This is a genomic window from Spirochaetota bacterium (genome assembly GCA_026414805.1).
In the GTDB taxonomy this organism is placed as follows: domain Bacteria; phylum Spirochaetota; class UBA4802; order UBA4802; family UB4802; genus UBA4802.
The window spans coordinates 1-13,565 of the sequence record JAOAIH010000078.1 but is presented as its reverse complement, the minus strand read 5'-3'; the positions used below and the strand labels follow the sequence as shown (position 1 = coordinate 13,565).

The 13,565-nt window shown below is 36.2% G+C and carries 17 protein-coding genes and 2 tRNA genes; 6 read left to right on the top strand and 13 right to left on the bottom strand.

From position 1 onward, the window contains the following. The 3 genes from N3F66_13030 to N3F66_13020 all read right to left on the bottom strand — a co-directional run. A partial coding sequence (locus N3F66_13030) for a cation:proton antiporter (protein ID MCX8125067.1) occupies positions 1-224 on the bottom strand: 224 nt, incomplete at its 3' end. A 109-nt stretch (positions 225-333) separates the two neighbouring features. Next, positions 334-801 carry a GNAT family N-acetyltransferase gene (locus N3F66_13025; GenBank protein ID MCX8125066.1) on the bottom strand — a complete coding sequence of 156 codons (468 nt, stop codon included), beginning with the start codon at positions 799-801 and terminating at the stop codon, positions 334-336. 135 nt (positions 802-936) lie between these two features. Continuing rightward, the gene (locus N3F66_13020) at positions 937-1,386 is read right to left on the bottom strand and encodes a hypothetical protein (GenBank protein ID MCX8125065.1); all 450 of its coding nucleotides are present in this window, start codon (positions 1,384-1,386) and stop codon (positions 937-939) included. Positions 1,387-1,504: 118 nt separating this feature from the next. Between N3F66_13020 and N3F66_13015 the strand changes: the two genes are divergently transcribed. From N3F66_13015 to tsaB, 3 genes are read left to right on the top strand one after another with little or no spacing between them, the layout of a single operon-like run. Beyond that, positions 1,505-2,464 (top strand): RluA family pseudouridine synthase, encoded by a 960-nt coding sequence (locus tag N3F66_13015; protein MCX8125064.1) that lies wholly within the window; start codon positions 1,505-1,507, stop codon positions 2,462-2,464. 1 nt (position 2,465) lies between these two features. Further along, entirely contained in the window at positions 2,466-2,894 is a 429-nt protein-coding gene (gene tsaE / locus N3F66_13010) for a tRNA (adenosine(37)-N6)-threonylcarbamoyltransferase complex ATPase subunit type 1 TsaE (GenBank protein ID MCX8125063.1), read from the top strand. Beyond that, entirely contained in the window at positions 2,875-3,579 is a 705-nt protein-coding gene (tsaB, locus tag N3F66_13005; protein MCX8125062.1) for a tRNA (adenosine(37)-N6)-threonylcarbamoyltransferase complex dimerization subunit type 1 TsaB, read from the top strand. The genes tsaE and tsaB overlap by 20 nt, the downstream gene beginning before the upstream one ends. A 67-nt stretch (positions 3,580-3,646) precedes the next feature. Here tsaB and N3F66_13000 read toward each other — a convergent pair whose 3' ends face one another. After that, a complete protein-coding gene (locus N3F66_13000; GenBank protein ID MCX8125061.1) occupies positions 3,647-4,828 on the bottom strand; it encodes a DUF1577 domain-containing protein in 1,182 nt (393 codons plus the stop codon). 165 nt (positions 4,829-4,993) lie between these two features. Next, the gene (locus N3F66_12995) at positions 4,994-5,185 is read right to left on the bottom strand and encodes a hypothetical protein (GenBank protein ID MCX8125060.1); all 192 of its coding nucleotides are present in this window, start codon (positions 5,183-5,185) and stop codon (positions 4,994-4,996) included. 314 nt (positions 5,186-5,499) lie between these two features. Here N3F66_12995 and der point away from each other — a divergent pair, with 314 nt between their 5' ends. Next, positions 5,500-6,804: a ribosome biogenesis GTPase Der gene (gene der / locus N3F66_12990; GenBank protein ID MCX8125059.1), complete on the top strand. Its 1,305-nt coding sequence runs from the start codon at positions 5,500-5,502 to the stop codon at positions 6,802-6,804. On the opposite strand, the gene recR is transcribed toward der, so the two are convergent. From recR to N3F66_12950, 8 genes are all read right to left on the bottom strand, one after another. Further along, positions 6,805-7,401, bottom strand: coding sequence for a recombination mediator RecR (gene recR / locus N3F66_12985; GenBank protein MCX8125058.1), 597 nt, complete (start codon positions 7,399-7,401; stop codon positions 6,805-6,807). It abuts the gene before it with no gap. A 2-nt stretch (positions 7,402-7,403) separates the two neighbouring features. Then, a complete protein-coding gene (locus N3F66_12980) occupies positions 7,404-7,733 on the bottom strand; it encodes a YbaB/EbfC family nucleoid-associated protein (protein MCX8125057.1) in 330 nt (109 codons plus the stop codon). 14 nt (positions 7,734-7,747) lie between these two features. Beyond that, complete coding sequence (gene dnaX / locus N3F66_12975) at positions 7,748-9,304, bottom strand: DNA polymerase III subunit gamma/tau (GenBank protein ID MCX8125056.1); 1,557 nt, start codon at positions 9,302-9,304, stop codon at positions 7,748-7,750. Between the two features lie 28 nt (positions 9,305-9,332). Next, positions 9,333-9,417 (bottom strand) — tRNA-Ser (locus tag N3F66_12970). A gap of 79 nt (positions 9,418-9,496) precedes the next feature. Then, positions 9,497-9,585, bottom strand: a tRNA-Ser gene (locus N3F66_12965). Positions 9,586-9,671: 86 nt separating this feature from the next. Further along, positions 9,672-10,322: an adenylate kinase gene (locus tag N3F66_12960; protein MCX8125055.1), complete on the bottom strand. Its 651-nt coding sequence runs from the start codon at positions 10,320-10,322 to the stop codon at positions 9,672-9,674. Between the two features lie 61 nt (positions 10,323-10,383). Then, positions 10,384-10,890, bottom strand: coding sequence for a nucleoside-diphosphate kinase (locus N3F66_12955; protein MCX8125054.1), 507 nt, complete (start codon positions 10,888-10,890; stop codon positions 10,384-10,386). A gap of 142 nt (positions 10,891-11,032) precedes the next feature. Next, positions 11,033-11,212: a hypothetical protein gene (locus N3F66_12950; protein MCX8125053.1), complete on the bottom strand. Its 180-nt coding sequence runs from the start codon at positions 11,210-11,212 to the stop codon at positions 11,033-11,035. Positions 11,213-11,922: 710 nt separating this feature from the next. Here N3F66_12950 and N3F66_12945 point away from each other — a divergent pair. Further along, positions 11,923-12,711: a hypothetical protein gene (locus N3F66_12945; GenBank protein ID MCX8125052.1), complete on the top strand. Its 789-nt coding sequence runs from the start codon at positions 11,923-11,925 to the stop codon at positions 12,709-12,711. Positions 12,712-12,766: 55 nt separating this feature from the next. Then, on the top strand, positions 12,767-13,564 hold the full coding sequence (locus tag N3F66_12940) for a hypothetical protein (GenBank protein ID MCX8125051.1): 798 nt from the start codon (positions 12,767-12,769) through the stop codon (positions 13,562-13,564). Position 13,565 lies beyond the last annotated feature (1 nt).

Sequence of the window (13,565 nt, the reverse complement as noted above, 5' to 3'; positions counted from 1 at the left end):
GTTATAAATATCTGTAGAACTCCAACAAATATTGCCCGTTTGAGCGAAGAAATTTCTTCAAAAGATAACTCTAATCCAATAGTGAAAAGTAAGGTAATAATTCCAATTTCAGCAAAAAGTTCAACATCAGCAGTTGATTGAATGATTTGGAGACCATAAGGACCAACAAAAATCCCTGTGATAAGCAATCCAATGACAGTGGGGATCTTTAATCGATTACACACATATATTACTAAAATGGATATTGAAAAAATTATCAAAATGTTTAAAAGTACGTGCATACTAATTTCATAAAATGTTAGCTAATAGAAATAAAATTAAACCTACATCAAATTAATACCGCAACACTAATTCCATTTCATTGGTTGTGGATACAAAACCTGCTTTTTCATACACACGTTTATCCTTCCCAATTGTATGCAGCAATATTCTGCCTGCTTTTCTTTCTCGTGCATATTCAATCACTTTTTGAAGCAATTTTGACGCCACCCCCTTGCCTCTATGTTCAGGTTCTGTATATACATTCATAATATACGCTTCAATGCCATGTGGATTTTCGTATAAAGGTGGCCTTTCTAAAAACTGAATACCTGTTGTTGCAATAATAGTATCGTCTTTAACAGCGCAAAATACTTTGAATTCACCAGTTTGGAATTTACGAATAAAGAAATCCCTTGTCAACGAACGTAGTTTCCTTGTGCCATCCTCTGTTTCTAATTTACCTAACTCAAAAAGCATCTTCATCCGTATAGTAACAATATCATCAATATCACTTAATGTCGCTTCACGAATTTCGTACATACAAAGCCTCCGGCATGGTAAAATATCACTATTACATCCATTCAAATGACATCTGTTCTATTAGTCAAATCATAAAGATATTTTAAAATTACTGGTAATAGAATCATTACCCATTTATGAGTGTATAAAAAATCTTTACTCCATAGTTGTCATAGTGTATATCAGCATTAATTCTGTGATTGCAATGATATCACGTATTACTACAATCAGCACAGCATACCAGGTGGCACCAGACAAAATGGTTGCAATGGTCAACCCAAATGAATATGCAATGTGTATATCCATCAACAACAGCTGTATAGTATAATTAATTGTTGTACCAATATAAAGTTTCAATATATGAATACTTAGTACTATTCCTATAATAATTCCCACCGCCGCTATTAAAATTGGTGTATAAAAAAATATTGCTATATTCATCATATACAGCAATTCAATATAATACCACAGTGATATAAAACTTGCTGTATGATGAGGACGCTGTAAAAATCTATTAACACTATTTTGGAGTAATACTCCAAAGTTTTTAAGTGACAGGTCTGTAACCAAATGCTTCATTAAAAATGATTTGACTAATGGTTGCAAAGCATTTCCTCTTTAAAATACACTAAATAGTGAACTACATCCCTTTGTAAAAGGGCGGAATCAATTATACAATTATTTGCATTATCATTACAGTACTTCAGTATTTCAAGGCTTTTTTATGGTTAATGGAGACAATCTTACACTTATAGTCCCACAGGAATACGCTGGCACGCGCATCGATATATTTATATACAATGCACTGGAAGAGGAGCTTTCGCGAAGCTTTATACAAAAACTTTTAAAAAACAATCATATTACTATAAATGGGATACCGGTAAAACCCAATTACAGGGTGAAGCACGATCAGGTAATATGTATTACTATCCCTCAACCTGAAAAATCAGCACTTGAGCCACAGGACATACCGTTGAATATCTTATTTGAGGACGATGACATTGCTGTCATACATAAACCAGCGGGGATGGTGGTACATCCTGGTGCAGGCAACATGCACAACACATTAGTAAACGCATTGCTTTATCACTTTAAGGGGCTTTCGTCCATAGGTGGTGTTGAAAGGCCGGGCATTGTTCACCGACTTGATAAGGATACAGAAGGTCTTATGGTTATTGCAAAAAATGATACCGCACACAATATCCTGACCAAAGCATTTCAAAGCAGAAATGTGGTAAAAAAATATGTGGCGATAGTTACCGGCAAACCACTCACACCATCAGATACAATCAACAGAGCTATCGACCGCCACCCAAAATATGGACATAAGATGACCGTACGCGATGATGGGAAAGAAGCAATTACCCACTACACTTTGCAGGAACTATGGCATACCCAACAGGGGGTTTTTTCGCGGCTGAATGTACAAATATATACTGGCAGGACACATCAGATTAGAGTTCACTTATCGTCGATAGGGCTGCCCATCGTTGGCGACAAGCTATACTCCAAAAAATGGGAAAAGTACAAGGTTCCCTATATGCTTCTTGCATCAACGTTTTTAGAGTTTGATCATCCCATTACCGGCAAGCGCATGCAATTTTCTATTGACGTGCCGCAGCATATGCGTGATTTTATAAGTAAACTCAATGTAACTGCATTTGAACATATCACAGTGGAATAACATGCAACGTACAACCTACATAACCAAATCGCAGGAAGAAACATTTGCATTAGGCATTGAACTTGGCACTAAGGCAAAGCCAGGAGATATTTTTGCACTTGTTGGCCAGCTTGGTACAGGCAAAACCATATTAACTAAAGGAATTGCAAAAGGTATGGGTATTGATGAAGAAATAACAAGCCCTACCTTTACACTGCTTGAAGTTTATGAAGCGCCTATTCCGCTTTACCATTTTGACCTGTACCGCATTTCTGACGATACCGAACTTGAAAATCTTTTTTTTGAGGAATACTGGTTTGATGAAGGCGTATCGGTCATTGAATGGGCTGACAGAGCTGCCCAACGCCTCCCCCAAGGTATATACCACATAACGCTTGAGTACATCGATAACAATAGGAGGAAGATTACCATTGAACATCCTGCTTCTTGATACTGCAACTGATTTGGAAATTGTTGCACTTAGGTATAATGGCATTATAGCCGATAAATCTGCCTATGTTGTGCATTCACATTCGGTAACACTATTTGATACTATTGATAACGCATGTAACCAATTGAACACCACCATCCACAACATTCAGTGTATTGGGGTTGGTATAGGTCCGGGTTCATTTACCGGGATAAGAATTGCAGTAACTACTGCCCGTATGCTGGCACAGATTTTACAAATACCACTTGTAGGTATACCCACGCCACTTCTTTTTGCATGTGCGATAGCTCATAGTAATGCTGATTGCATTGTAGCATTTGATGCCAAAAAAGGAAGAGTCTTTGCTGCACGATACCATATTGTAAGTGACTCAATGCCAATTGAGATCCTTTCACCCGGTGATTACACCATAGAATCACTTTTCAGCAAAAAAGGCAGTGACACTCTTATTGCCGTTGGGAATGGCAGCATAAAATATCAACATGAAATGGAACATTTATGCAACACTATTCAATTTATACCTGATTTTATACCTGATGCTGTAAAGATGATCAATGCAGTAGAGTTATTATATTCACAAAATCCTTCACACTATGCTGATTATAGAAATGTGGTGCCATATTATGCTCGAAAATCAGATGCTGAAATAATGAAGGAGTTGCGAGATAAAAAACAAATAAATTAATTTTTGCTTTTTCTTTTTTTGACGCGCCTTTTATTCTTCTCTACTGTAAAAAACAGGTGGGAATCAATTATCCTTGCTCTTTCTTTTTTTGACGCATTTCTTTAATAAGCCTGTTTCTATATTCAATCTCCATAGGTTGTATGATTGAATAAAATCGCTTCATTTCATCTTTACGGGAGGAATTACCGGCAAAATCTACACCAACTATTAAATTATCTTCTGAGTCTATATATGTGTAGCGAATATCACCATAAATTGTTATAGGTGCCTGCAGTTTAAACACAATATCAAATATAAAACCTTTTGATTTTAATATATATTTCTTCAAGTTATTATCTGTAATCTTGAGTTTGGCACCGCCCCTGCTTATATCAAGTATTTCTTGATGAACAGCTATCATTAAAGTATTGGCATCCCTGATTCTATCAACAAGCTTAAAAGCAAGATCCTGAATTTCCAGCACCTTGTCCATAGTGAAAAGTTTATCTTTTGAAATATACTGAATATATGCAAATGGTATTAGCCTTTCATCATCTTCAATATAAATTACCGGCGATATAATTATTGATCTATAGCCACTATCAGTTAACTTTTTTATATATTGATGAGTTTGTTCATGGAATACTTCATTAATATTTATAAATGCATCATTTACAGGGGTAAACGTTGCTGGATTGTTAAGGTCCTCAATATATAAAGTAGATCTTGTTTTTTTAATGTGTGCCAGCACACTGTCACGGTCATCTAATATATCAACCTTCACAATATCAGCATTCTTAGAAATCTGGTTTTCAAATTGTTCAATAATTACTTTAATGCCAGTAGGAATACTATAATTGCGAATATCTATAGTGTGCTTTGAAACCCTAAAATTGGTTGCAACAACTTTTTCGGGATTCATTTTAAACCGCAAATCCCGCCTTCCGTGAGCAGCTTTACGAGCACTAACCACTTTACATTTAAAATACCCAGGGCCTGTTACTTCAATCACTTCACAATCAATTTCAATATATCTATCTACTAGTCCATATAGTATAATTTTATTGTCAAAAGGAACAAAATCCGGGTCGGTAACCAGCATAATTGTCCTATCATCAATGAATTCATTGACTTCAACGGTGGATTTTTCAAGGTTGAATTTAATACCAAGTCGCTTCTGGAATTGCTCATCTTTCAGCAATTCCATTATATCATCAAGCGTTGATAAGCTTTCAAAAGTCCGTTGTTTTCTTTGCTTAAATTCTTTCAAGCGTTTCCCCAATACACAAATAGCACTTTGAAAATACTTTATTACACTTATCGAAAAATTATTTTATTTACTTCACAATAAAACTTCAAATCTTTTTTTTATATAAAAAAGAGGTGGTTTCCCACCTCTCTACATTACACTCTATGATAGGCAAATATAAATAACTTATTTCTTCTTTGCTGGCTTTTTGGCTGCTTTCTTCTTATTTGCTTCTGCTTTCTTTGCTGCTGCAATAGCTTTTGCCAATGCACCTAACTCTTTTTTCACTGCATTAAGCTCAGCAGTCAATTTTTTTACTTTTTCTTTCTTTCGTGCTTCATCGGCCTGAAGCTGTTTCAATGACTTTTTCTGTTCCATCGATTACACCACCTCGATTTTAAAATTTTTCATGCATTATGCATGGTAAAAAATAAACAATTAATCCTAATGATGAACATATAACATATATATTTTAATATTGCAACAAAAAATTTTTTTGATATATGAAATTATTATTTTTTTTAACATAAAAAAATTCTATCCACAAAAAAATTAATATTTTCTTCTTTCACAATCGATTGTATACAAAAAAAACATTAGAAATTAATTTCCACATTGCTTAAATATCTATTGACACTGCTCACATCCATTTTTTTATTATTAGAAAGAAAATAAATTCCATGAGGGCTATAATGAAAAATTTGCCCGTTGTTTCAATTGTAGGAAGACAGAATGTTGGCAAATCAACATTGTTTAATACAATTATTAAACAGCGCAAAGCAATAGTTGATGAACATCCTGGGCTTACACGCGATATTGTTTCATATATTTTACATTATCGTGATGTAACATTTATCATAAATGACACCCCAGGGCTTGATTTAGAACCCAATGCCATCCTGTCTGAAGACATTAAACAGGTTGCACTATACCACTTGCAATTCACAGATGTGTTTGTTGTATTGTTTGAAAAACCTGATATTGCTTCATATGATTACGAACTATTAGAATTTATCCGCAAATTTAATAAACCATATATCATTGCAATTAATAAAATTGACCGTAAAGAGGATATGGAGTGCCTTCCAAACTTTTATGAATTAGGGCATGAGTTTATACCTATTTCAGCATTAAACAAACGCAATATAGACCTTCTTTTAGATACAATTATTCAAAATCTTCCCCTAAAAAAGAAAAAGACAATAGAAATTGACTGTAAAATCGCACTTGTTGGACGTCCCAATTCAGGAAAATCTACATTGTTAAACGCATTTTTGGGGTATCAACGTGTAGTGGTATCAGAAATTCCCGGCACAACACGCGATAGTATTGATGAAACATTCACCTTTCACAGTAAGAACATTATGATTATTGATACTGCAGGCATTCGAAGAGAAAGCAGAATTGATAATACAATAGAATATTATGCAGTTGTCCGCTCTAAAGAAGCTATTGAAAAAGCAGATGTTGTTATTCACTTAATTGATGCAACCAGCGGCATTACTGAAACCGATAAAAAGATTGCCGATATTATTATGGAGTCACACAAACCTACTGTGCTTGCCATTAATAAATGGGACCGTATTGAAAAAGACCACAAAACATTTGATAATTTTAAAGATAGGATATTATTCAAATACTATCGAGCCACCGATTTCCCCATTATTTCTATATCTGCATTGCACAAATTACGAATACACAAATTATTACAGACTGCTCTTGACATAAATACTAGGGCTAAGCAGAAAGTTGAAACATCAAAGATAAACGTAATACTTGAAAATGTGCAAAAAAGGCATGTGATGCCTCTGTTAGGTGGAGAACTCAAGATATACTATGCAACTCAAACCAACACTTCACCACCCGTAATTAGACTTTTTGTCAATAAGCCTGAATTATTCCGCAAAGATGTATCCCGTTTTCTTGAGAAAACACTGCAGCAGGAGCTCAACTGGCATGGAATACCAATAGTTTTTGAAGTAAAAGGCAGAAAATAACTACATTTCCCTTCTGCCTGAAATGGATTTTGCCAGTGTAGAAGCATCAACAAACTCAAGGTCAGAGCCAACTGGCAAACCGTGAGCAATACGCATTACCTTAATATTGAGTGGTTTAAGAAGGGATGCAATGTATAGCGCAGTTGCATCACCTTCTATGGTTGGATTAGTAGCAATTATAACTTCCTTTATCCCACTTTTACAACGCTCAACAAGTTTGTTGATAGAAAGTTCTTCAGGGCCTACTCCATCTAGCGGAGAAATAACACCTCCCAGCACATGGTACAACCCATTGAAAGCACCTGATTTTTCAATGCTAAGCATATCTTCAGGTTCTTCCACCACACACAGAGTAGTTCTATCTCTTTCCACATCAGCACATACGCTGCATAATGCATCATCTGATATGCCGCCACATACTTCACAGTACCTGATATTATCTTTTAACTGATTAATAGCGCTGACCAGCGCATCAACAGCTGTTTTTGGCGTTTTTAACAAGAAAAACGCTATACGCGATGCACTCTTTGTGCCTATCCCCGGCAGTTTTGACAGCTCGTGGATACAGTTTTCCAGATATTTAGATGGTAGACTCATGCTTACTTCATAAATTTTTTAAGTTCATTTGCCATGCCAAAGATATCCATTTCGCCAGTCAATTTCATCATTTCTTTAGAAGCCAAATCTTTTGCATCTCCAAGGGCTTTGTTCACTGCTTCTAGTATATTTCTTTCCAATGTTTTCACGTTGCTATTTTTAAATTTTTCTTCATCAATAACAATTGAAACAAGCTCATTGTCGCCATTGGCGGTGGCTTTTACCATTTCATCGCGGCTTGTTGCCATAACCTCAGTTTTTTTGAGCCTTTTCTGAATTTTTTTCAACTCGCTCTGTGCTTTCATTAATTGTCCAATATCTTTGAAATTCATTGCAATGCTCCTTATTATTTTATAATCTCACCATCAAAAATGGTTTTAATCTGCTCAACCAATGGATGTGGCTTTTCAGGGTCCTCAGCATGTGGCAGCATTACTGCATCGGGTGGTGGAACATCATTTTTGTCTGACTCAATTCTAATAACAACCTTTCTCTTGCTGATTGAAAATAATTCGTCCTCCAATTGTTTTATTTCTTGTTTAGACAGTAACTGTTGATAATATCCATTGGAGCTATCGCCCACAACCCCAAGGACAAGTTGACCATTAGTGTATGTTGCTTTTACATGTGTCAACTTGAAGAATATATATTGTTTGCTTTCTCGAAGCTGGTGAAGCAACTGAGTCCATGCATGCATGATGACTTTCTTATCATCTTCAGGTTTACTTTCTTTTTGTGCACTATCACTTAACTTTTTTTTTTGAACTTCCTGAGGAACTTCGTCCAGCTGTTTTAATATTGAAGCAAGTGTTGGCCGTTTGAGCATCTGCATAATATCAATACAGAACATTTCTACCACTGCACGTTCATTGCCGGCATAGCGCAATTCCTTATGGCAATCAAGTAGCATGTTGTAAAAAAGTCCTAACTGCTCATCATGAAACTTTTCAGAAGTTTGCCGCAAAATTGTTAGCTCTTCATCAGAATACCCCAGTAAAGCAGAAACGTCTGTTACTTTGCACAGACGCATTGCGTACACCACATCTGCAAAGCCTGTTACAAAGCGAGCAATATCAACACCAGCAGATATAATATCTTCAATAAAATGAATGAGAGCAGGAGTATCCGCACGCACAAGAATATCTATGCAATCACAATACTGTGCCAGCGAAACAATTCCCAGCAGTGACAGTACATCGCCCTCGGTAATTTCTTTTCCGCCAAATGAGATAACCTGATCAAGCAGTGACTGAGCATCGCGCATGGATCCACCACTTGCTCGAGCTATATGATACAGGGCTTTCTTATCAACACTATATCCTTCCTTTTCAGCTATAGTTGATAGCTGCTGTACTATCTGTACAACAGGTATTCGCTTAAAGATAAACTTTTGACATCGGGATAATATGGTTTCGGGTATCTGGTGAATTTCAGTGGTTGCAAAGATAAAAACGACATGTGCTGGTGGCTCTTCAAGCGTTTTCAGCAAAGCATTGAACGCTGATTTTGACAGCATGTGCACTTCATCAATGATATAGACTTTATATCGCGATTTTAAAGGTGCAGAATGTACATTTTCGCGCAATTCGCGGATATTATCAACACCGGTGTTGGAAGCACCATCAATTTCAATAACGTCAAATGAATTACCGTTCTTGATTTCAATACAAAATTGGCATACTCCACATGGTTGAGCTGTTGGGCCATTCACACAATTAAGAGATTTTGCTACAATGCGCGCCATAGTAGTTTTACCAACACCCCTGGGACCTGCAAAAAGATATGCATGGGAAATTCTTCCATTGTTGATGCTGTTGGCAATTGTTTTAGCTACATGATCCTGGGCTACGACATCACTGTAGGTCTGTGGGCGCCATTTTCGTGCAATTACCTGATATGCCATATAACCTTTTACCAGATCTTTGTTTTTTCGGAGAGAGGGGGATTCGAACCCCCGGTAGCTTGCGCTACACACGGTTTCCAACCGTGCTCTTTCGGCCTCTCAGACATCTCTCCAGGAATAGTTTGTGTGTTTACATAATTGCTTTAGAGCTTTATATTGTCAATAATGTTTGGAATCCATACAGGATTTATTCGGAGAGAGAGGGATTCGAACCCTCGGTCCCAGTCACCCAGGACAACGGTTTTCGAGACCGCCCCTTTCGACCTCTCAGGCATCTCTCCTTATGCAGTAAAGACGCCGTGCACTGGCGTCTTTACAATTATATCACAGTATAGAAATTATATTGGTCCATTTTGTAAAGAATTTTTTATTTTGTCTTTACACGCTTCACTATCTCATTAAAAGTTTCCTGAGCAACAAGCGACGGCACAGCAAAGTATGCTTTGTTTTCTTTATAATAATCAATTAACGGTTGTGTTTTTTCATAATAGGTCGCAAGTCTTACTTTTATAGCATCTTCTGTTTCATCATCCCGCTGCATCAAGCTACTACCACATTTATCACATATACCTTCTTTCTTTGGTGGCATGCTGTAAATATTATAAATTGCCTGACATGAAGGATTTGAACACGTCCTTCTGCTAGCAAGCCTGCGTAATACTACTGCCTCAGGCACTTCAAGATTTATAATTGCGTCAATAGATATGTTCTTTTTTTCAAGCAATTTTTCAAGGCCTTGTGCCTGAGGTATTGTTCGCGGGAATCCATCAAAAATAAATCCTTTTTCACAATCAGGTTGTGAAATACGCTCCTCGATGATATCCATTATTATGGAATCAGGGACCAACCTGCCAGTATTCATATACTCTGCTGCTTTTTTTCCCACTTCAGATCCTTCTTTTACTGCCTGTCGCAAAATATCGCCTGTAGAAATTTGGACAATCCCAAATGCATCTACAAGCATTTTGGCGATAGTTCCTTTACCAGCCCCCGGTGCGCCCAACAGTATGATATGCATGCAATTGTTCCTCCAGAAATCTAATTATTAAAAAGATGCTATTGGTGATTAACTTTTTTACTTATGCCCATACTTTCTTAGTAACTTTTTCAAGAGTGACTTCTTTCACAGGATAAATGACATTAACCAGTTCATGAGGCTCAAACCACAACTTAATTTCTTTTTCAGCATCTTCAGGGCTTGATGAAGCATGAACTACATTTTCAAATACACCGCTTGTGGTAATACGTCCGTATGCACCCCGAATCGTAACAGGATTTGCATTTTCAGGGTTTGTATCACCAACAATATCTCTTACTTTTTTTATAGCATCATCGCCTTCATACACAAATGCAACCACCCTATAGGTTTTATGCAATTCACCCATAATATACTGAATTAATTCTTCAAAAAATGGTTTGTCCTTTAAATGTTCATAGTGTTTTTCAGCAAGCTCTCTAGAAACACGTAATGCCTTTGCGCCCACTATTATTAATTTTGCTTCGGAAAGCCGAGTGAGGATATTGCCAGTTAGCGACTTAACAAGCCCATCAGGCTTTATAATTACCAGCGTCTGTTCAACTGCCATAGTTTTACCTCTTTAAATATTTTTTTAAGGATCCCATCCTCTGTGAATATGTTAACACAATCCTACTGATGATGTCAACCCAATGACCACAGAAAGATGACGTAACTATGGCAGTGCTATTACTCTGAATAGCCTTTTTTTTTCAAGAACTTTTTAGCTGAGCCAACGGGCTTTGCCAATCACAGCTTGAACAGCGGATATCTTTGTACTTTAAGATCTCGCCCTGCAAGGTCTTAATAACCGCTGCCATTACCAGAGCCTGACATTTGGGGCAATGCTTGGCAATAAGCTCGTACTCATTCTTTACGTTGTACTCCAGCATGGATACGCCTCCATTTATTCATTACAATAATCCCATTGTTTATTTTTAGTTCTATAGCAATATAGCATGTAACAACAAAAAGTCAATCATTTTATCGTTTTCGATGAAATACTGATTTTTAACCTGAAATATTTCATTGTCCAATTATTCCTTTTTCCAAGTATGTGCATATAAAACCAAAATCTTCTTTACTTTAAATTAATTATCGACATTATTAAGTTATGAAATAATATGAGTGATAACTCACTCATATTATATGGTTATATTTTGTCAATCCAATTTTCAAAAACATTTTTAATTTTAATTAATCCTTAATAAAAATTTTGTTACCAATAACATAAAATACGACAACAACACAGCAGTCTGTAGAAATGTACTGCCCTATTCAAAAAAATCATTTTTGGGAATAATTATTATTTGCATACATTAAAAAATACAAAAGAAAAAATTGCACTCTGCTAAAGAAAGCCATCCACAGAATGAATAACGTAAAGGTGATAAGTGGAATGGCTATCTATATTAGATTTTTGTCAGTGCTGAATATATCTGTAACTGGTAACTGTCGCCCTAAAAACAAAAAAAATAATTATTTTTTTGTTTTACTTTTGGCTCCACTATAGTGTTATATATAAATTATTATTTAATGAAATAACAAATTTTATTTTTTATACTATAGTTATTTTTATAAAAGTTACCTATGGGGGTTGATAATGCATTATTCTAAAAAAGTGTTGCATTTGATAATGATTCTTTTAGTGTCATTAGCTTTTTCGTGTGCATCTCAGGAAAAAGCTAAAACATTACGAGATACACCACGAGAACTCAGAAAAGGCCTTTTGATACTCAATTTTTATAATTCTACACCAAAGAGCCGTGCAGCTGAATTTGAGCCATGGGAGTACGGGCTTGCTTCAATGCTTATGACTGACATGGAAACAATTGGTGCATTCAACATCATCTCAAAGGAAGCTATGAAAGATGTTATTGCAGAGCAAGAATTCCAGCAAACTGGTATGATTGACCCTAAAACCCTTGTTAAGTTGGGCAATTTAGTTGGCGCACACTATATTCTTAAAGGTTCGTTTATAGAAATGAACGGTATGCTCCGCATTGAAACACAAGTTTTTTCCGTAGAAAAAGGAATGCAACTACAAACTGCGGTGGTGCAGGGAAAGACTGATACATTCTTTGCTCTGGAAAAAGACCTGGTAAATAAGATAACGCAGATAGTAGATGTGATATTGACTGATACTGAAAAGAACCTCATTGCATCAAAAGTAGAAACAAAATCAGTAGAAGCATCGCTGAAAAACTACAAAGGTGAGTTAACCGTTGAAGAAGCAAAAAAATTAGCACAAAAAGGTAAAAAGGAAGAAGCAAAAAAACTCATAGAAGAAGCCAAAAAGGATTTTAAAGAAGCTGTAGCAATAGATCCAAATTACGAAAAGGCCAAAAAGAATCTTTCAAAGATTTCGATGGCAATACCGGTAACGTTGTAAAGGTAATGGATTGTCATCGTTGATATATTAAATTATAATTATTAAAGGAGGCGACATGTCAAAAAGAATTATACTATGTTTGTGTATAGCTTTACTTTTCATTATTACAAGCCCAATACATGCCCAAACGCTTGTAGGAATTAAAGGTGGCTATTTTGGCTGGAGACCTTTTTTAAATGACTGGCAGGCAGGGATGTTTGAAAATATCGATATTGGCTATGGATTTCTTGGCGGCCCTGTTATTGGCATACCGTTGAATGATGTAATAAGTCTATCGGTATCCGGTTTATTTGGCAAGCAGTCATTCCACTGGTCATTGCCCTATGACCAGAGGGTATTTCAACAAGGAGGTCCGCCTACACCATCCGAAGGAACATATATTTTTGATGAAATCCGATACGACATTGATACCGCCCTGAGTGTTACTATACTTGAAAATGTGAAGCTATTTGCAGGATATAAGTACCAAAAATTAGATATTGCAATGGAATACACTGAAGTACGATGGACACCAAATGCAGAAATATATTACCAGAAAATAGATGTCACATTTCCTTCGCATAGCTTAGCAGTGGGAGCCGGTATAAATCATGTTATATCCGACATATTTTTTATAACAGGGAATATATCACTGCTGTATGGGATGCAATCAAAAATGGACATAACAATCAAAGCAACTGCAAGGGATGATAGTGGAAGCATAACATCTGGATCATTCACCATGAACGAATCTTTGACATTCAAACTATGGGGAATGAATGTAGAACCATCGGTAGGGGCAAAAATTAGTCCATCGCTGGTTGCAACGTTAGGTGCTCGTATACAATGGCTCCTGTCTCTTATACACATCTGAC